The organism is Xanthomonas sp. NCPPB 2250 (assembly GCF_056725265.1).
Window position 1 is genome coordinate 1,730,987 of sequence record NZ_CM161520.1, and the last position, 18,389, is coordinate 1,749,375.

The 18,389-nt window shown below is 69.2% G+C and carries 14 protein-coding genes; all 14 read right to left on the bottom strand.

Features of this window, described 5'->3' with window-relative positions; translation table 11 throughout:
- Positions 1-10: 10 nt before the first annotated feature.
- Positions 11-3,601 (bottom strand): DNA polymerase III subunit alpha, encoded by a 3,591-nt coding sequence (gene dnaE / locus AC1PMG_RS07175; RefSeq protein ID WP_481111130.1) that lies wholly within the window; start codon positions 3,599-3,601, stop codon positions 11-13.
- Between the two features lie 159 nt (positions 3,602-3,760).
- Positions 3,761-4,444, bottom strand: a complete 684-nt coding sequence (locus tag AC1PMG_RS07180; protein WP_481111131.1) for a ribonuclease HII — start codon at positions 4,442-4,444, stop codon at positions 3,761-3,763.
- On the bottom strand, positions 4,441-5,751 hold the full coding sequence (gene lpxB, locus AC1PMG_RS07185) for a lipid-A-disaccharide synthase (protein WP_481111132.1): 1,311 nt from the start codon (positions 5,749-5,751) through the stop codon (positions 4,441-4,443). The genes AC1PMG_RS07180 and lpxB overlap by 4 nt, the downstream gene beginning before the upstream one ends.
- A complete protein-coding gene (gene lpxA / locus AC1PMG_RS07190) occupies positions 5,748-6,539 on the bottom strand; it encodes an acyl-ACP--UDP-N-acetylglucosamine O-acyltransferase (protein ID WP_481111133.1) in 792 nt (263 codons plus the stop codon). Before lpxA ends, lpxB begins: the two co-directional genes overlap by 4 nt.
- A gap of 19 nt (positions 6,540-6,558) precedes the next feature.
- Complete coding sequence (gene fabZ, locus AC1PMG_RS07195; RefSeq protein WP_242159360.1) at positions 6,559-7,014, bottom strand: 3-hydroxyacyl-ACP dehydratase FabZ; 456 nt, start codon at positions 7,012-7,014, stop codon at positions 6,559-6,561.
- The gene (lpxD, locus tag AC1PMG_RS07200; protein WP_342072253.1) at positions 7,011-8,033 is read right to left on the bottom strand and encodes a UDP-3-O-(3-hydroxymyristoyl)glucosamine N-acyltransferase; all 1,023 of its coding nucleotides are present in this window, start codon (positions 8,031-8,033) and stop codon (positions 7,011-7,013) included. The genes fabZ and lpxD overlap by 4 nt, the downstream gene beginning before the upstream one ends.
- A 502-nt stretch (positions 8,034-8,535) precedes the next feature.
- Entirely contained in the window at positions 8,536-10,956 is a 2,421-nt protein-coding gene (bamA, locus tag AC1PMG_RS07205) for an outer membrane protein assembly factor BamA (protein WP_342072252.1), read from the bottom strand.
- A gap of 80 nt (positions 10,957-11,036) precedes the next feature.
- Positions 11,037-12,395: an RIP metalloprotease RseP gene (gene rseP, locus AC1PMG_RS07210; protein ID WP_481111134.1), complete on the bottom strand. Its 1,359-nt coding sequence runs from the start codon at positions 12,393-12,395 to the stop codon at positions 11,037-11,039.
- Between the two features lie 26 nt (positions 12,396-12,421).
- Positions 12,422-13,627 carry a 1-deoxy-D-xylulose-5-phosphate reductoisomerase gene (gene dxr, locus AC1PMG_RS07215; RefSeq protein ID WP_481111135.1) on the bottom strand — a complete coding sequence of 402 codons (1,206 nt, stop codon included), beginning with the start codon at positions 13,625-13,627 and terminating at the stop codon, positions 12,422-12,424.
- A 4-nt stretch (positions 13,628-13,631) separates the two neighbouring features.
- Positions 13,632-14,456, bottom strand: a complete 825-nt coding sequence (locus AC1PMG_RS07220) for a phosphatidate cytidylyltransferase (protein ID WP_017911571.1) — start codon at positions 14,454-14,456, stop codon at positions 13,632-13,634.
- On the bottom strand, positions 14,453-15,193 hold the full coding sequence (uppS, locus tag AC1PMG_RS07225; RefSeq protein WP_160970844.1) for a polyprenyl diphosphate synthase: 741 nt from the start codon (positions 15,191-15,193) through the stop codon (positions 14,453-14,455). The genes AC1PMG_RS07220 and uppS overlap by 4 nt, the downstream gene beginning before the upstream one ends.
- A 38-nt stretch (positions 15,194-15,231) precedes the next feature.
- Positions 15,232-15,789, bottom strand: a complete 558-nt coding sequence (gene frr, locus AC1PMG_RS07230) for a ribosome recycling factor (RefSeq protein ID WP_048491231.1) — start codon at positions 15,787-15,789, stop codon at positions 15,232-15,234.
- A gap of 203 nt (positions 15,790-15,992) precedes the next feature.
- The gene (gene pyrH / locus AC1PMG_RS07235) at positions 15,993-16,715 is read right to left on the bottom strand and encodes a UMP kinase (RefSeq protein ID WP_160970848.1); all 723 of its coding nucleotides are present in this window, start codon (positions 16,713-16,715) and stop codon (positions 15,993-15,995) included.
- An 81-nt stretch (positions 16,716-16,796) separates the two neighbouring features.
- Positions 16,797-18,293 carry an HDOD domain-containing protein gene (locus AC1PMG_RS07240; protein WP_481111136.1) on the bottom strand — a complete coding sequence of 499 codons (1,497 nt, stop codon included), beginning with the start codon at positions 18,291-18,293 and terminating at the stop codon, positions 16,797-16,799.
- Positions 18,294-18,389: the final 96 nt, after the last annotated feature.

Genomic DNA, 18,389 nt, shown 5'->3' on the forward strand with positions numbered 1-18,389 from the left:
CGCGCCAGGCTCAGTTCGCCCATGGCGGGTTGTATTTGACCTTCACCGCGCGCACCGCCGGGTCGCCGCGCAGGGCATCCAGCAGTTGCGGGTCCACGCGCACCGAATGGCTGCCATTGAGGTCGAGCATGCCGGCGATGCCGCCCTGCGCCGACTGCAGCAGCAGGTCCAGGCGCAATGGCGTCTTGCCCGGGCGGTGGCGGGCGAGCAGGCCGTCGATGCGCGGCCAGGCGCTGCGCTGGCGCAGGTCCAGGCGCAGCGACAGGCGCTGCGCGTGGTGCGTGCAGATCTGTTCGTAGTCCCAGCACTGGCGGATGCGCATCGCGTAGCCGCCGTTGAATTCGTCCTCGCGCACGCCGCCCTTGACGATCAGGATGCGGTCGCGGGTCAGCAGGTGGCCGAACTCGGCGATGGCGTCGGAGAACGCGCTGCACTCGATGCGGCCCCGGCCGTCCTCCAGTTGCACGAACACCTGGCTGTCGCCCTTGCGGCGCACGCCGACCACCTGGCCGGCGAGGATCGCGCTGACCTCCGGGCGCCAGGCGCGCTTCTCGCCGTCGCCGCCACCGCCGCGGCCGCCGCCCGATTGCGCGCAGATCTTCTCCAGCGCGCTGAGGTCGCAGCCGACCAGTTCGCGCACTTCGTCGCGGTACGGATCGAACGGATGGCCGCTGAGGTAGAAGCCCAGCGTCTCGCGCTCGCCGGCCAGCAACTGGCCCAGCGGCCATTCCTTGCTCTCCGGCAGGTCCAGGCGCAGCGCCGGCACGCTGGTGTCGGCGCCGCCGAACAGCGAGTTCTGCCCGGAGGCGCGCTCGCGCGCCATCTGCTCGGTGGCCTTCATCACCTCCGGCAACTGCAGCATCAGCGTGGCGCGGTTGCTGCCCAGCCCGTCCATCGCGCCGGCGTTGATCATCGCTTCCAGCGTGCGCTTGTTGAGCTTGGCCGATTCCACGCGGGTGCAGAAATCCAGAAGCGAGGCGTACTCGCCGCCGCGCTCGCGCTCGGCCACGATCGCCTCGCAGGCGCCGCGGCCCACGCCCTTGATCGCGCCCAGGCCGTACTGGATGGTGTCCGGGGTGGCCGCCTCGAACATGTACGCCGAGGCGTTGATGCGCGGCGGCAGCACGGTCAGGCCGAGGTTGCGCACCTCGTCGAGGAAGCCGACGACCTTGTCGGTGTTGTCCATGTCCGAGGACAGCGTGGCCGCCATGAACTCGGCCGGGTAATGGCGTTTCAGCCATGCGGTCTGGTAGCTGACCAGGGCGTAGGCGGCGGCGTGCGACTTGTTGAAGCCGTAGCCGGCGAACTTCTCCATCAGGTCGAAGATCTCGTCGGCCTTGGCCTCGCCGACGCCGCCCTTGGCCGCACCCTCGCGGAAGATCTCGCGGTGCTTGGCCATTTCCGCCGGCACCTTCTTGCCCATCGCGCGGCGCAGCAGGTCGGCGCCGCCCAGCGAGTAGCCGCCGACGATCTGCGCCATCTGCATCACCTGCTCCTGGTACACCATGATGCCGTAGGTGTCCTTCAGGATCGCTTCGGTGCGCGGATCGGGATAGACGATCTCCTCCTGCCCGTGCTTGCGCGCGTTGAACGAGGGGATCAGGTCCATCGGGCCGGGGCGGTACAGCGACACCAGCGCGATCAGGTCCTCGAAGCGGTCGGGGCGGGCGTCCTTCAGCAGCCGGCGCATGCCCGAGGATTCGAACTGGAACACCGCACCGGTGTTGCCCGAGGCGAAGATGCCCTTGTAGGTCGGCGCATCGTCGAGCGGGATCGCGGCGATCTCCACCGGCGGAATGCCGGCGCGCGCATGGCGCACGTTGATCGCCTTCACCGCCCAGTCGATGATGGTCAGGGTGCGCAGGCCGAGGAAGTCGAACTTGACCAGGCCGACCTGCTCGACGTCGTCCTTGTCGAACTGGGTGACCGGGTTCTTGCCGAAGGTGTCGACGTCGTGTTCGGCGAACAGCGGGCAGAAGTCGGACAGCGGCGTCGGCGCGATCACCACGCCGCCGGCGTGCTTGCCGGCGTTGCGGGTCAGGTCCTCGAGCTGCCGCGCCAGGTCCATCAGGTCGCGGACGTCGTCCTCGGCCTGGTAGCGCTGGATCAGCTCCGGCGAGGCCATCTCGCTGTCCTTGCCTTCGCCCATCGCATCCTTGAGCGTGATGCCGAGGATGTTGGGGATCAGCTTGGCGACGCCGTCGACCAGGCCGTACGGGAAGCCGAGCACGCGGCCGCAGTCGCGCACCACCGCCTTGGCGGCCATGGTGCCGTAGGTGATGATCTGGCTGACCCGGTCGCGGCCGTACTTGCGCGCCACGTAGTCGATCACCTCGTCGCGGCGATCCATGCAGAAGTCGATGTCGAAGTCGGGCATTGACACGCGTTCCGGGTTGAGGAAGCGCTCGAACAGCAGGTTGTACGGCAGCGGGTCCAGGTCGGTGATCTGCAGCGCCCACGCCACAAGCGAGCCGGCGCCGGAACCGCGGCCCGGGCCGATCGGGATGCCCTGGTTCTTGCCCCACTGGATGAAGTCGGCCACGATCAGGAAGTAGCCGGGGAAACCCATCTTGATGATGGTGTCCAGCTCGAACTCGAGCCGGTCCACGTAGTCCTGGCGGGTCTTGCCGGGCGCCAGCGGGTTCTTTTCCAGGCGCGCGGCCAGGCCGTCGCGCGACTGGCTGCGGATCCAGCTGTCCAGCGTCTCGTCGTCGGGCACCGGATAGGCGGGCAGGAAGTAGGTGCCCAGCTGCATCTCGATGTTGCAGCGTTGCGCCAGCGCCAGGGTGTTGTCGATCGCGTCCGGGATGTCGGCGAACAGCGCGACCATTTCCTCGGCCGACTTCAGGTACTGCTGGTCGCTGTAGTCGCGCGGTCGCTTGGGATCGTCGAGCACGCGGCCGGAGGAGATGCACACGCGCGCCTCGTGCGCGGCGAAGTCGCTGGCGTACAGGAAGCGCACGTCGTTGCTGGCGATCACCGGCAGGCCGCGGGTGCCGGCGGCGTGCAGGGCGAACTGGTTGAACGCCTCCTCGCCATCGCGGCCGGTGCGGGTCAGTTCCAGGTGCAGGCCGTCGCCGAAGATGCGCTGCCAGTCGGCCAGTTGCTGCTCGGCCAGGTCGTGGCGGCCTTCGCTGGCCAGGCGCCCGGCTAGGCTCTCGCGGCCGGCCAGCGCGAACAGGTTGTCGCTGCCGGTCTGCAGCCATTCCGGGCGCAGCGCCACGCCGCCTTCGCTGCGATGGCCTTCCAGCCACGCGCGGGTCAGCAGCCGCGACAGGCTGAGGTACCCATCGCGGTTGCGGCACAGCACGGTCAGCCGCCACGGCGCCTGGGTGCCGTCGGCGATCAGCAGGTCGGCGCCGGCGATCGGCTTGATGCCCACGCCTTCGGCGGCCTTGTAGAACTTGACCAGCGCGAACAGGTTGTTGAGGTCGGTGACCGCCAGCGCGGGCAGCTCCAGCTCCACCGCGCGGCTGAGCAGGTTGGCCTGCTTGGCTTTCTTCGGGTCAGCCTGATCCGGTTTCTCGGGCACACGGATGGTCGAATCCGCCAGCGAGAACTCGGTGTGGATGTGCAGATGGGCGAAGCGGGAAGTGGACATGCGAAACCAGAGCGATGCCCGGGCAGGGTAGCGGCGGGGGGCGAGCCGGGCAAGGCTTGACAGGTGGGGGCGGGGATTCGGGAGTCGGGATTGGGGAGTGGTTGCGGTCTCAGTGGGCGGTGAGTGCGCGTGATTGCCCGCCTATCCCCGGTGAGCGTCCTACGCCAGTTGCAGCGACTCCAGCGACTCCCCAATCCCGACTCCCGAATCCCGGCCTGCCAGGGCCAACCGCACGGGCGCGAAACTGCGCCGGTGGTGGATGCAGGGGCCGTGCGCGGCCAGCGCGGCCAGGTGCGCCGGGGTGGCGTAGCCCTTGTGCAGGTCGAAGCCGTAGTGCGGGTGTTCGTCGTGCAGGCGCTGCATGATCCGGTCGCGGGTGACCTTGGCGACGATCGAGGCGGCCATGATCGCGCGGTCCAGGCCGTCGCCGCCGACCAGCGCCTCGGCGGCGCAGGGCAGGCCCTTGGGCACGCGGTTGCCGTCGATGCGTGCGAAGCCGGCCACGTGGGCCACGCCCTCGACCGCGCGGCGCATGCCCAGCATGGTCGCCTGGTAGATGTTCAGCCGGTCGATCTCCTCGGCCTCGATCAGCACCACCTGCCAGGCCAGCGCACGCTCGACGATGCGCGCATACAGCGTCTCGCGCCGCGCCGCGGTCAGCTGCTTGGAATCGTCCAGCCCGTTGATGCGGGTGCGCGCCGGATCGAACACCACCGCCGCCACCGCCACCGGCCCGGCCAGGGGACCGCGGCCGGCTTCGTCGACGCCGGCGTAGAGCCGGGAACCGGGACCCGGGACCGGGGACCCGGGAAAGAGCTGCAACTCGGGCTGTTGGCTGTTCATGCGGTGCGCCGTTCCGGGTCCCGGGTCCCGGGTCCCGGGTCCCGGCTCTCCACCAATTCCGCCACCGCATCGGCCGCGCGCGCCGAGGCGTCCTTGCGCAGCAGCAGGTGCAGGCGTTCATATTCGGGCTGCAGCGCCGCCACCGCCTGCGGGTTGCGCAGCCAGTGCAGCAGCGCCGCGGCCAGGGCGTCGGGGGTGCAGGCGTCCTGCATCAGCTCCGGTGCCAGATCGCGGCCGGCGAGGATGTTGGGCAGGGCGTAGCGGTCCACCTTCAGCAGGCCCAGCGCCTTGACGATGCGGTAGGTGAGCGGGGCGACCTTGTAGCCGACCACCATCGGCCGCTTCACCAGCATGGCTTCCAGGGTCGCGGTGCCGGAGGCCAGCAGCACCGCATCGGCGGCGAGCAGCGCGGTGCGTGCGTGGCCGTTCAGCACCTGGGTAGCAGCCGCCGGCAAGGCCGAGCGCGCGAGTTGTTCTTCGATCAGCGCCTTGCACGCGGCATTGGCGGCCGGCACCAGCACGCGCGCGTCCGGAAGCTGCTGCAGCACCTGCGCGGCGGCGGCGAAGAAGGTGTCGCCGAGTTTGCCGATTTCGCCCAGGCGGCTGCCGGGCAGGACCGCCAGCACCGGCACCTCGGTGTGCACGCCGAGGGCGGTGCGCGCGGCGTCGCGATCGGCGTGCAGCGCGATCGCGTCGGCCATCGGGTGGCCGACGAAGCGCGCGTCCACGCCGTGCTTGGCGTAGATCGGCGGCTCCATCGGGAACAGGCACAGCACCCGGTCCGCGCTGGCGCCGATCTTGGCCGCGCGCTGCTCGCGCCAGGCCCACACCGACGGACTGACGTAATGCACGGTGCGCAGCCCGCGCTGCTTCAGCCAGCGCTCCACGCCCAGGTTGAAGTCGGGCGCGTCGATGCCGACGAACACGTCCGGCCGCCAGGCCAGCAGCCGCTCGCGCAGCGCGCGGCGCAGCTTCAGCAGGCGCGGCAGATGCCGCAGCACTTCCAGCAGGCCCATCACCGCCAGCTCGCTGGCGTCGAACCAGGTCTGGCACCCGGCCTGGCGCATCGCCTCGCCACCGACCCCGGCGAACTCCGCGTCGGGGTAGCGCGCACGCAGCGCCTCGATCAGCCCCGCGCCGAGCAGGTCGCCGGAGGCTTCGCCGGCGACCAGGGCGATGCGCAGCTTGGCTGCGCGGGGAGTGGGGAGTGGGGAGTGGGGATTCGCAACAGCGGAAGCGGCGCTATCGGCACCGGCAATGCTGCCGTTGCCAATCCCCAATCCCGACTCCCGAATCCCGGCATTCATCGCAACAACGGCCGCTCGCTGGATTCGATGAACTCCAGCATCGCGCGCACGTCCTCGCTGCCTTCGGCCAGCACCGCCAGTTGGTGCTTGGCTTCGGCCAGCGGCAGGCCGGCCACGTACAGCGCGCGGTAGGCGCGCTTGATCGCGGCCACGCGCTCGGGATCGAAGCCGCGGCGCTTCAGGCCTTCGCTGTTGATGCCGCGCGGGCGCCCCAGCGAATTGCCGCCGACCATGGTGAACGGCGGCACGTCGCCGTTGATCAGCGCGCCCATGCCGAGGAAGGCGTGATCGCCGATGCGGCAGAACTGGTGCGCGCCGGCGAAGCCGCTGATGATCACGTGGTCGCCCACTTCCACGTGCCCGGCCAGGGTGGTGTTGTTGGAGAACACGCAGTGGTTGCCGACGATGCAGTCGTGGGCGACGTGGGTGTAGGCCAGGAACCAGTTGTCGCTGCCGACCCGGGTGATGCCCCCGCCGCTGCCGGTGCCGCGGCTGACGGTGACGAACTCGCGGATCACGTTGCGGTCGCCGATCACCAGTTCGGTGCGTTCGCCGGCGAACTTCTTGTCCTGCGGGTCGCCGCCGAGCGCGACGTGGCCGACCAGGCGGTTGTCGCGGCCGAGCCGGGTCGGGCCGACGATGCTGCAATGCGAGCCGATCTCGCAGCCTTCGCCGATCTCCACCTCGGCGCCGATCACGGTGAAGGCGCCGACGCGCACGCCGGCGGCGAGTTTCGCGCCGGGATCGATGATCGCGGAGGGGTGAATCAGGGGAGCGTTGGCGCTCATCGCAGGTCTCCTGCCAGGGTCATTCGCGGGTGCCGGCGCACAGCACTTCGGCGCAGGCCACGACCTTGCCGTTGACCTTGGCCTCGCCGTAGTACACCGCCATGTTGCGGATCACCCGCTTGATCTCCACGTGCAGCTCCAGCACGTCGCCGGGCACCACTTGGCTGTTGAAGCGGGCGTTGTCGACCTTGACCATGTAGAACAGCTTGGACTGCGCGTCGCGTCCCATCGCCAACTGGGTCAGGATGCCGCCGGCCTGCGCCAGCGCCTCGATGATCAGCACGCCGGGCATGATCGGCTGGCCCGGGAAATGGCCCTGGAAGTACGGCTCGTTGATGCTGACGTTCTTGTGCGCGACGATCCGGCGGTTCTCGAAATCCAGCGAGACCACCTTGTCCACCAGCAGGAACGGGTAGCGGTGCGGGAGCAGTGCGCGGATCTGGGCGATGTCCGGCAGGGGCTGATCGTGGCTCATTCCTTCTCCTTGCTGACAGACAGGATGCGACGGGCCAGGGCATCGAGCTGTTTGAAGCGCGCGGCGTTCTTGCGCCACGTGCGGTTGTCGGTCAATGGGGTGCCGGACGAGTACTCGCCCGGCTCGTGGATGGAGTTGCGCACGACCGACTTGCCGGTGACCACGACCTTGTCGCAGATCTCCAGGTGGCCGACCACGCCGACCGCGCCGCCGAGCATCACGTAGCGGCCGATCTTGGCGCTGCCGGCGATGCCGGTGCAGCCGGCGATGGCGCTGTGCGCGCCGATGTGCACGTTGTGCGCGACCTGCACCAGGTTGTCCAGGCGCACGTCTTCTTCGAGGGTGGTGTCTTCCAGCGCGCCGCGGTCCACGCAGGTGTTGGCGCCGATCTCGCAATCGTCGCCGATGCTGACGCCGCCCAGCTGCGGCACCTTGATCCAGCGGCCTGCGTCCATCGCCAGGCCGAAGCCGTCGGCGCCGAGCACCGCACCGGGATGCACGCGCACGCGCTGGCCCAGACGCACCCGGGTGACCAGGGTGACGCGGGCGATCAGTTCGCTGCCGGCGCCGACCTGGCAGTCTTCGCCGATCACGCAGCCGGGGCCGATCACGCAGCCCTCGCCGACCACGCTGCGCGCGCCGATGCTGACGAACGCGCCGATGTGCGCGCTGGACGCGACCTGCGCAGTGGGATCGATGCTGGCGCTGGGATGGATGCCGGGCGGCCGCAGCGGGGCCACGTCGAACAGCGCGGCGATCTTGGCGAAGGCGACGTACGGATCGCGCGCGATCAGCGCGGTTCCCGGCGCCGCCTCGGCATCGTCGGCACGCAGCACCACGATCGCCGCAGTGCTGTCGGCCAGTTGCGCACGGTAGCGGGGATTGGCCAGGAAGCTGAGCTGTCCCGGGCCGGCCTGCGCCAGCGTGGCCACGCCGCGCACCGCGACGCTGCCGTCGCCATGCACCTGCAGGCCGAAACGCTCGGCGATCTCGTCAGCGGTATAGGTCGAAGTATTCACCGGGGGATTCTACCGTGTGCCACCAGCACGGTCATACGTACGGCCGCGTAGGGCGCGCTGATACAGCGTGCACTGCCCGCCCCTCATCCGCCCCTACGGGGCACCTTCTCCCGATGGGAGAAGGGAGTCGCGTCAGCCCCTCTCCCACCGGGAGAGGGGTTGGGGTGAGGGGACGGTCACAAGCAACACACTCCCAGGTGCAGGATTCGGAAGGCAATGAACCATGGCTTGCGATTCGCAACGCGAGGGCGCGCCGACAGGCGCAGTGCAAGCCTCGGCATCGGGCGGGTAGTCGTACGGCCGCGTGGGGCGATCGCACGTGGCCGCTAAACAGGCCAGGATCACCTATCAGGAACGATCAACCGACTGGAGCAGAGCCCCCTTTTTGTTAAAGGGGGCGCGCCGACAGGCGCGGGGATTAGGCAAGCCAAGCCCCAGCAGGTTTTCGCGCCGCGAAAACCTGGCTGCCAGGGCAACGCCCTGGCAGCGGGTGGGCAGTTCGTCAGAACTGCCCACCAAAGGTGAACTGCAGGCGCTCGATTTCGTCGTTGTCTTCCTTCTTCAACGGAATCGCATAGCTGATCGAGATCGGGCCGACCGGGGCCCGCCACAGCAGGGCGATACCGGTGGAGGCGCGCAACTGGTTGGACTTGAAGTTGTCCACGCCATTGAACACGTTGCCGACGTCCACGAACGCCGAAATGCGCGCCGACGGGCTGTCGAACAGCTTCGGGAAGTACATTTCCGCCGAGCCCACGGTCTTGAACGAGCCGCCCAGCGGCTGGCCGCGACGGTACGAGGCGGTAGCCTCCGAGCGCGGGCCGAGGGTGTTGTCCTCGAAGCCGCGGACCGAGTTGGTGCCGCCGGCGTAGAAGTTCTCGTAGAACGGCAGGCCCGAGGCGGTGACGCTGCGGATCAGGTTGGAGCCGTTGCAGGCCTGCGGGTTGTAGGTCGTCGTGCCTTGCGCATCGCTGGTGTAGGTGCCGCAGATGTCGCGCGACACGTCGCTGCCGTAGCTGTCGCCGTAGCCGAACTCCGCGCGGGTGTTGAGCACCAGTGCCGGCGAGATCGGCCAGTACTTGGAGATCTGGTAGTTGAGCTTCCAGTACTCCACGGTCGAACCGGGCAGGGTGGCTTCCAGGCCCACACGCTGGTACATGCCGCGGGTCGGCATGAAGTAGTCGTTGCGGGTGTCGCGCGCCCAGCCGAGCTCGCTGCGCCAGGCGTGGAAGGTCTTGGTGCCGATCGCGTCGATGTAGTTGATGATCGCCTGCGGGGTGAAGCCCGGATAGGTGGTGATCTGGTTGCTGTCCACGCCGAACATCAGCGAGACGCTGTCGGTCTCGGTGATCGGCACGCCGAAGATCACCTGCGCCGCGCCGTTGGTGCTGTTGTACTGCGCGGTGCCGAAGTCGGAGTAGTCCAGCTTGCGCCACGACAGGTTGTAGCCCAGCGACACGCCGTCGTCGGTGAAGAACGGGTTGGTGTAGGAGAACGCGTAGCGCTCCTGGTAGCTGCTGCGCGAGGCGTCCACCGCCACGCGGTTGCCGCCGCCGAGGAAGTTGTTCTGCGACAGCTGCACCGAGGTGGTGACGCCGTAGGTCTGCGAATAGCCCAGGCCAAAGGTGAAGCTGCCCGAGGTGGTCTCCTTGACGTTGTAGACCACGTCGACCTTGTCGTTGCTGCCCGGCACCGGCGGCGTTTCCACGTCCACCGACTCGAAGTAGCCCAGGCGCTGCAGGCGGACCTTGGAGCGGTCGATCGCCGCCTGCGAGTACCAGGTGTCCTCGAACTGGCGCATTTCGCGGCGCAGCACTTCGTCGGAGGTGCGGGTGTTGCCGCGGAACACGATGCGCCGCACCGCCACGCGCGGGCCCGGCGTCACCTGCAGGTTCACCGCCACCGTGCGCTTCTCGCGGTCGGTGGTCGGGATCGGGGTGACCTTGGCGAAGGCGTAGCCGATGTTGCTCAGGGTATTGGTGATCGCGTCGGAGCTGTATTCCAGCAGCGCGCGCGAGAAGGTGTCGCCCGGCTTGGGGATCACCAGCTTCTCGATCTCTTCCTGGGGCAGGATGGTGTCGCCGGTGACCTTGATGTCGGAGATCTTGTACTGCTCGCCTTCGGTGATGCCGGCGGTCAGGTACATGTCGCGCTTGTCGGGGCTGATCGCCACCTGGGTGGAGTCGACGCTGAAGTCGACGTAGCCGCGGTCCAGGTACCAGGAGTTGAGCTTCTCCAGGTCGCCGGACAGCTTTTCCTTGGAGTACTGATCGTCGCGGCGGTACCAGGACAGCCAGTTGTGCTCGCGCGACTCCCAGTTCTCCAGGATGTCCTGGTTGAGGAACTTCTCGGTGCCGATCAGGTTGACGTGGCGGATCTTGGCCGCCTTGCCTTCCTTGATCGCGATGGCCACGTCGACGCGGTTGCGGTCCAGCGGGCTCACCGTCGGGGTGATCTCGACGTTGTACTTGCCGCGGTTGTTGTACTGGCGGGTCAGCTCCTGGGTCACCCGGTCCAGGCTCAGCCGGTCGAAGGTGCCGCCTTCGCTGAGGCCGATGTCGGACAGGCCCTTGAGCAGTTCCTCGCTCTTGATGTCCTTGTTGCCGGTGACGGTCAGCTTGTTGATCGCCGGACGCTCCTTGACCGTGACCACCAGGATGTTGCCCTGGCGGTCGACGCGCACGTCCTCGAAGAAGCCGGTGCGGTACAGGGCACGGATCGCCTCGGCGACCTTGGCCTCGTCCACGGTGTCGCCGCGTTCCACCGGCAGGTAGGTGAACACGGTGCCGGACGAAATGCGTTGCAGCCCGTCGACGCGGATGTCGCTGGCGGTGAAGGGCTCCGCTACCTGGGCCAGGGCCGGCAGGCTGAGGCTGGCGGCGAGGGCGAGGGCAAGCAGGCGGCGAGTGGGAAATCTCGTCATGTCACGTCCGGTAGAGGTCGATATCGTTGTTGCATGGGCGCCGGCGCAAGACGACAGCGGGTCGAGTGGATCGGCGCGGGTCATCGCAGGGCCTGGCCGAAGAGGTCGTTGTAGAACGCCAACCCCATCAGTCCTGCCAGCAACGTCAGGCCCACGAATTGCCCCGCCGCCATGGCGCGCTCGCTCAGCGGGCTGCCCTTGACCAACTCGATAAGGTAATACAGCAAGTGCCCGCCGTCCAAGATCGGGATCGGCAGCAGGTTCATGATCGCCAGGCTCAGCGACAGCAGCGCCAGGAAATTCAGGAACCAGTCCGGGCCCTGCTTGGCCGAGACGTTGGCGACCTTGGCGATGGTGATCGGGCCGGACACGTTCTTCAGCGAGGCCTCGCCGGTCAGCATGCGGCGCAGGATGCCGAGCGTGTCGCCGGCCATCCGGCCGGTCTCGCGGAAGGCGACCGGGATCGCCGCCAGCGGGCCGTAGCGCAGGGTGGCGTCGTAGGCCGGGCGGCGCTGCTCGCCGATGGCCACGCCCAGCGTCCAGCGCGGCGCGCCGGGGCCGGCGGCCTGCTTGAGATGGACGTCCAGGGCCAGGCGCTCGCCGTTGCGCTCGACCTCGATCAGGCCGTTGCCGCCGTCGCGGCCCAGGGCCTGCACCTGCGGCGCGACCTGGTCGGCGCTGGTGATCGGGGTGCCGTCCACCGCCAGCACGCGGTCGCCGGGGCGCAGCACGCCGTCGGCGGGCGAGCCGGCGGTGACGCTGGCGATGACCGCCGGCTGCAGGGTGAAGCGCCAGGTCAGGCCGGCCAGGGCCGGCACCTGCTGCTCGTCGAAGCCGACCGGCAGCTGCGACAGGCGCAGGGTCCGGGTATGGCTGGCGCCGTCCTGCGCGTCCTCGGTCTGCACCGGCACGTCCTCGCGGTCCATGGCGGCGACGGTCAGCTGCATGGCGGCCTCGCTCCAGGTGGCGACGTCGCGGTCGCCGACGCGGACGATGCGCTCGCCGGGCTGGAACCCGGCCTGCTGCGCCAGGCCCTCGGCGCGGCCGACGATGGGCGCGTAGTCCTGCTTGCCGATCACGAACATCGCCCAAAGCAACGCCACGCACAGGATCAGGTTGGCGATCGGGCCGGCGGCGACGATGGCGATGCGCTGCCACACGCTCTTGTTGTTGAAGGCCTGCGCGCGCTCGGCCGGGGCGACCTCGCCCTCACGCTCGTCGAGCATCTTCACGTAGCCGCCGAGCGGAATCGCGGCGATCGCGAACTCGGTGCCGTGGCGGTCGTAGCGCGACCACAGCGGCTTGCCGAAGCCCACCGAGAAGCGCAGCACCTTGACCCCGCAGCGGCGCGCGACCCAGAAATGGCCGAACTCGTGGAAGGTCACCAGGATGCCCAGGCTGACCAGCATCCACCAGATGGAGCCGACGACATTACCCATGCGCGTGGCTCATGGCGGCGTGGGGATCAAGCATGGGCGAAGTGGCGGGCAATGGCGAGTTCGGTGATCTTGCGCGAGTGCGCATCCGCCGCCAGCAACGCGTCCAGGGAATCGGCCGCGACCGCAGGCAGCTCGGTCAGGGCGTTCTCGACCAGCGCAGGAATCGATAGGAAACCGATCCGGCCCTGAAGAAAGGCTGAAACAGCCACTTCGTTGGCCGCGTTCAGGATCGCCGGGGCGCTGCCGCCGGCCTGCATCGCGCGCCAGGCCAGGCCCAGGCAGGGGAAGGCGTCCAGGTCCGGCGCCTCGAAATCCAGCCGGCCCTGCGTCAGCAGGTCCAGCCCGGCGACCCCGGAGGCGATGCGGTCCGGCCAGCCCAGCCCCACCGCCAGGGTGGTGCGCATGTCCGGCAGGCCCATCTGCGCCAGGGTCGAACCGTCGATGAACTCGACCAGCGAGTGCACCAGGCTCTGCGGGTGCACCAGCACCTCGATGCGCTCGGGCGCCAGCGCGAACAGGTGGTGGGCCTCGATCACTTCCAGGCCCTTGTTCATCAACGTCGCCGAATCGACGGAGATCTTCGGCCCCATCGACCACTTCGGGTGCGCCACGGCCTGCGCCGGGGTCACCGCCTGCAGGCGCGCGCGGTCCCAGCCGCGGAACGGTCCGCCGGAGGCGGTCAGCAGCACCCGCCGCACCTCGGCGCCGGTCTGGCGCGAGCGCAGGCACTGGAAGATGGCGTTGTGCTCGCTGTCGATCGGGATGATCTCGGCGCCGGCCGCGGCCGCCGCGGCGGTGACCAGTTCGCCGGCCAGCACCAGCGCTTCCTTGTTGGCCAGCAGCAGGCGCTTGCCGGCGCGGGCCGCGGCCAGGGTCGAGGCCAGGCCGGCCGCGCCGACGATGGCGGCGACCACGCTGTCGCAGGCATCGCTGGCCACCAGCTGGTCCAGCGCGGCGTCGCCGGCATGCGCCTGGGTCGACAGTCCGGCCGCGCGCAGGCCGTCGCGCAGCGCCGGGTACAGGGCCGGATCGGCGATCACCGCATGCGCGGGACGGTGCGTGGCGCACAGCGCCAGCAGCGCGTCGACGTTGCGCCCGGCGGCCAGCACGCCGGCGCGCAGGCGCTGCGGATGGCGCGCGATCACGTCCAGCGCCGAGGCGCCGATCGAGCCGGTGGCGCCGAGCACGGCGATGGTGCGGACCGCGGGGGGCTTGCTGCGTTGCGTGTTCACTGGCTCAGAACCCGAAGATGTCCTTGCCCAGCGCGAAGATCGGCAGCGCCGCCAGCACGCCGTCGATCCGGTCCAGCACGCCGCCGTGGCCGGGAATCACGTTGCCCGAGTCCTTGGCGCCGACGTGGCGCTTGAGCAGGCTCTCGAACAGGTCGCCGACCACCGAGGCCAGCACGCTGACCGCGGCCACGATCAGCAGCCCGGGCAGGTGCGGCAGGGTCACCCCGGCCAGCCAGCCGAAACCGGCGGCCACGATCAGGCCGGCCAGCAGGCCGCCGACCAGGCCTTCCACGGTCTTGTTGGGGCTGATCCGCGGCGCCAGCTTGTGCTTGCCGAACTGGCGGCCGGCGAAATACGCGCCGGAATCGGCGGCCCACACCGTGGCCAGGGCGGTCAGCAGCCAGCGGTGGCCGTTGGGCTCGCTGGCGTGGATCAGACCCAGGGCGGCCCAGGCGGGGACGATCGCCAGGGTGCCGGCGGCGAGCTTGAACACCCGCGCATAGGTGGCGTGGTCGGAGCCGAAGCGGTAGAAGCCCAGCCACAGCAAGGCCACGCACCACCAGCCGACGCCGATCAGGGTGGTCAGCTGGAACAGCACCAGCGAGCCGGCCGAGGCCCACACCAGCAGCACCATCAGCAGCAGGTTGAGCATCAGCAGGATGGTGCGCGGCAGGGTGTCGTCGACCTCGGCCAGCTTCAGCCATTCCCACAGGCCGATCAGGAAGATCAAGGCGGCCAGCGCGACCAGCCACTGGGTCGGCAGCAGCAGGATGGCGCAGATGGCCAGCGGGGCCATGATCAGCGCGGCGATGACGCGGGTACGGGTCATGCGGAAACGTTCTCCGTCGCCGCTTCGGCGACCTGCGCGCTGGTGAGGCCGAAACGCCGCTCGCGGCGGGCGTAGTCGTCCAGGGCTTGTTGCAGCACCTCGGGGCCGAACTCGGGCCAGAGGGTCTCGGTGAACCACAGTTCGGTATAGGCCAGCTGCCACAGCAGGAAGTTGCTGATGCGCAGGTCGCCGCCGGTGCGGATGAACAGGTCCGGCGGCGGCAGGTCGGCCAGCGCCATGCGCGCCGACAGCGCGTCCTCGTCGATCTGCTCCGGGCGCAGGCGTCCGGCGGCGACGTCCTCGGCCAGCGCGCGCGCGGCCAGGGCGATGTCCTGGCGGCCGCCGTAGCTGGCGGCGATCGACAGGTGCAGGGCCTGGTTGTCGCGGGTGCGCGCCTCGGCCTGGGCCATGCGCTCGCACAGCGACGGCGCGAAGCGCGAGCGGTCGCCGATGAAGCGCACGCGCACGCCGCGCCGCTGCAGCTCCTCGACCTCGCGGTCGAGCGCGTGCAGGAACAGCTTCATCAGCGCGTCCACTTCCTCCTGCGGACGCCCCCAGTTCTCGCTGGAAAAGGCGAACAGGGTCAGCGCGCCGATGCCGCGTTCCAGGCAGAAGTCGATGGTGCGGTTGACCGCGCGGGCGCCGGCGCGATGGCCGATCACGCGCGGCCGGCGGCGGCGCTGCGCCCAGCGGCCGTTGCCATCCATGATGATGGCCAGGTGGCGGGGCAGGGACATGGGGACGGGGTCGGAAGGCATGGCCGGCAGGCGCAGGCTCAGACCGCCATCAGTTCCTGTTCCTTGCCCTTGACCACGTCGTCCACGTCCTTGATCGCCTTGTCGGTCAGCTTCTGGATGTCGTCCTCGCTGGCGCGGGCCTCGTCTTCGGTGACCTTCTTGTCCTTCAGCAGATCCTTGACCTGCTGGTTGGCGTCGCGGCGGATGTTGCGGATCGCCACCTTGGTGTCCTCGCCTTCGCCGTGCACGACCTTGGACAGCTCGCGGCGGCGCTCCTCGGTGAGCGCGGGCAGATTGAGGCGGATGGTGGTGCCGGCGGTGTTCGGGGTCAGGCCCAGGTCCGAGGCCAGGATCGCCTTCTCGACCGCGCCGACCATCTGCTTTTCCCACGGGGTGATGGTCAGCGAGCGGGCGTCGGCGACGGCGACGCTGGCGACCTGGCTCAGCGGCATGTCCGAGCCGTAGTAGTTGACCTTCAGGTGCTCGACCAAGGCGGTCGACGCGCGGCCGGTGCGCACCTTGACGAGCGTATGACGCAGCGCGTCGATGCTCTTGGCCATGCGGGTCTGTGCGTCTTGCTTGATTTCGTTGAGCATCGCCGGTGTCCGTACTGAATCTGAATCGGACGATTATAGCCGGGAAAGGCGTGGGGCCGGGATTGGGGATTCGGGATTTGGGATTCGCAAAAGCGGCGCTTCAGGCGCAATGAGATGCGATAACGCGCCTGCGCCCGCAATGCTGCAGCGCGCAACGCCTTCGCGAATCCCCAATCCCGAATCCCCAATCCCGGGTCGGGGCGTCAGCCCCTTCCCTTCACCAACGTGCCGATCTCGGCGCCGCGCAGGATCTTCAGCAGTTCGCCGGGCTGGCCCATGTTGAAGATGCGCAGCGGCAGGTCGCTGTCGCGGGCCAGGGCGAAGGCGGCGGTGTCCATCACTTCCAGATTGCGGGCGATGACTTCGTCATAGGTCAGGCTGTCGAAGCGCACCGCGTCGGCGTGCTTCTTCGGGTCCTTGTCGTACACGCCGTCGACCTTGGTCGCCTTCAACAGCAGGTCGGCGCCGATCTCGATCGCGCGCAGCGCGGCGCCGGAATCGGTGGTGAAGAACGGGTTGCCGGTGCCGGCGGCGAAGATCGCGATGCGGCCCTTTTCCAGATGGCGGATCGCGCGGCGGCGGATGAAGTCCTCGCACACGTCGTTGATCTTGATCGCGCTCATCACCCGCACCTTGGCGCCGAGCTTCTCCAGCGCGTCCTGCATCGCCAGTGCGTTGATGACGGTGGCGAGCATGCCCATGTGGTCGCCGGTGACCCGGTCCATGCCGCCGGCGGCCAGGCCGGCGCCGCGGAAGATGTTGCCGCCGCCGATCACCAGCGCCACTTCCGCGCCGGCCTGCTGCGCCTCGATCACCTCATGGGCGAGGCGATTGATGATCTTGGGGTCGATGCCGTAGTCCCCGTCTCCCATCAGCGCTTCGCCGGACAGTTTCAACAGGATACGGCGATAGGCGAGCTGGGACATGGCGACCTCGTTGGGGGATGACGGGCAAACCACACGATTTTAGCCGATGCGCGCCAGCGCGTCTGTGCCGCCGGCGATGCTTCAGCGTTGCGCCTCGCCGCACGAACGCGCGGTGACGCGGTTGCGGCCGCCGTGCTTGGCGCTGTACAGCATGTCGTCGGCCGCCTGCAGCAGTTCCTGCGCACTGTTGAAGCGCTCGCGGCCGCCCTGGGTGGCCACGCCCGCGGAGAAGCTGATGCGCAGCGGTCCCTGCTTGGTCTCGGCCATCGGCCGCTGCGCGATCTCGGCGAGGATGCGCCGCATCACCCCGAGCGCGGCTTCCTCGCCGGTGTTGGGCAGCAGCACCAGGAATTCCTCGCCGCCGAAGCGCGCCACGGTGTCGCTGCTGCGCAGCAGCGGCTGCAGGGTCTGCGCGAACGCGCGCAAGACCTGGTCGCCGACCAGATGGCCGTGGGCGTCGTTGATCTTCTTGAAATCGTCCAGATCGATGAAGGCCACCGACAGCGGCCAGTCGTGGCGATTGGCCAGTTCGAACTGCTGCTTGAGCAGGGTGTCCAGCTGATGCCGGTTGAACACGCCGGTGAGGGCGTCGCGGCTGGCCTGTTCGGCCAGGCGCCGCGCATGCTGCTCGTACTCGTCGGCGCGCTGGCGCACGCGGTTGGCTTCCTGCACTTCGCGCAGGTTGCGCAGCACCATCAGCTCGCGGGCATGGCTGATGATCGCGTCGACCCGTTCCGGCTGCGCGATGCGCACGTCGAAGATCGGGCTGACCGCCGGCAGCGCCTCGGCGATGTGGCCCACCACCTCGTCGAAGCGGCGGCTGTCCAGTTGCAGGTCGCGATAGGCGCACTGCATGGCGTGGGTGCGCGCGGCTTCGGGATCGTCGCTGAGCCAGATGTCGGCGACGGCGCCGGACAGGCGCACGCAGGTGTCGAAGGGTTCGGTCGCGGCGCCGGCAGTGCCGCCGCCGCCGATACTGCGCTGCAGGTACGCGGGCAGCTTCCATTTCTGCGCCAGCCAGGCGCCGACCTCGGCGCGGTCGGCGCCCAGGTGCTCGCGCTCCAGCGCGCTCAGCCGTTGCGGATCGCCAGCCGCCTCGTGCAGCAGGGCGGCGTACTGGTCGTGGCACACGTGCAGCAGGGCCAGTGCGCCCATGTCCTGCAGCAGCCCGGCCAGCATCAGTTCCTCGTGCTTGCGCAGCCCGGCGGCCTGGCCGAGCAGGCGGCTGGCCAGTGCCGCCAGCACGCTGCGTCGCCACAGCCGTTCCTGCGGCTCGCCGCTGCCGCCGCGCAGGCTCTGCACCATCGAGAAGCCCAGGGCCAGGCTCAGCGCGGCGTTGAGGCCGAGCATGGTCAGCGCTTGGCCGAGGTTGTCGACGCGGCGCCGGCTGGCGTACAGCGGCGAATTGGCGATGCGCAGCATGCGCGCGCTCAATGCCATGTCCATGGCGATCGCATCGGCGGTCGCGGCCAGGTCCACGTCCGCATCCTGCGCCAGTTCGATGATGCGCAAGGCAACGCCGGGGGGCGAGGGCAGGTCGCGGGAGTGACTCAGGATCGCTTCGAGTTCAGGATGCATGCACTTCCGATACGGCATGGAATGAGAGGTGGGGGAGCGGCCTGTCCCGGCCTGCGCAGCGTACACCCGTAAAAAAAAAGCCGCGACAAGCGCGGC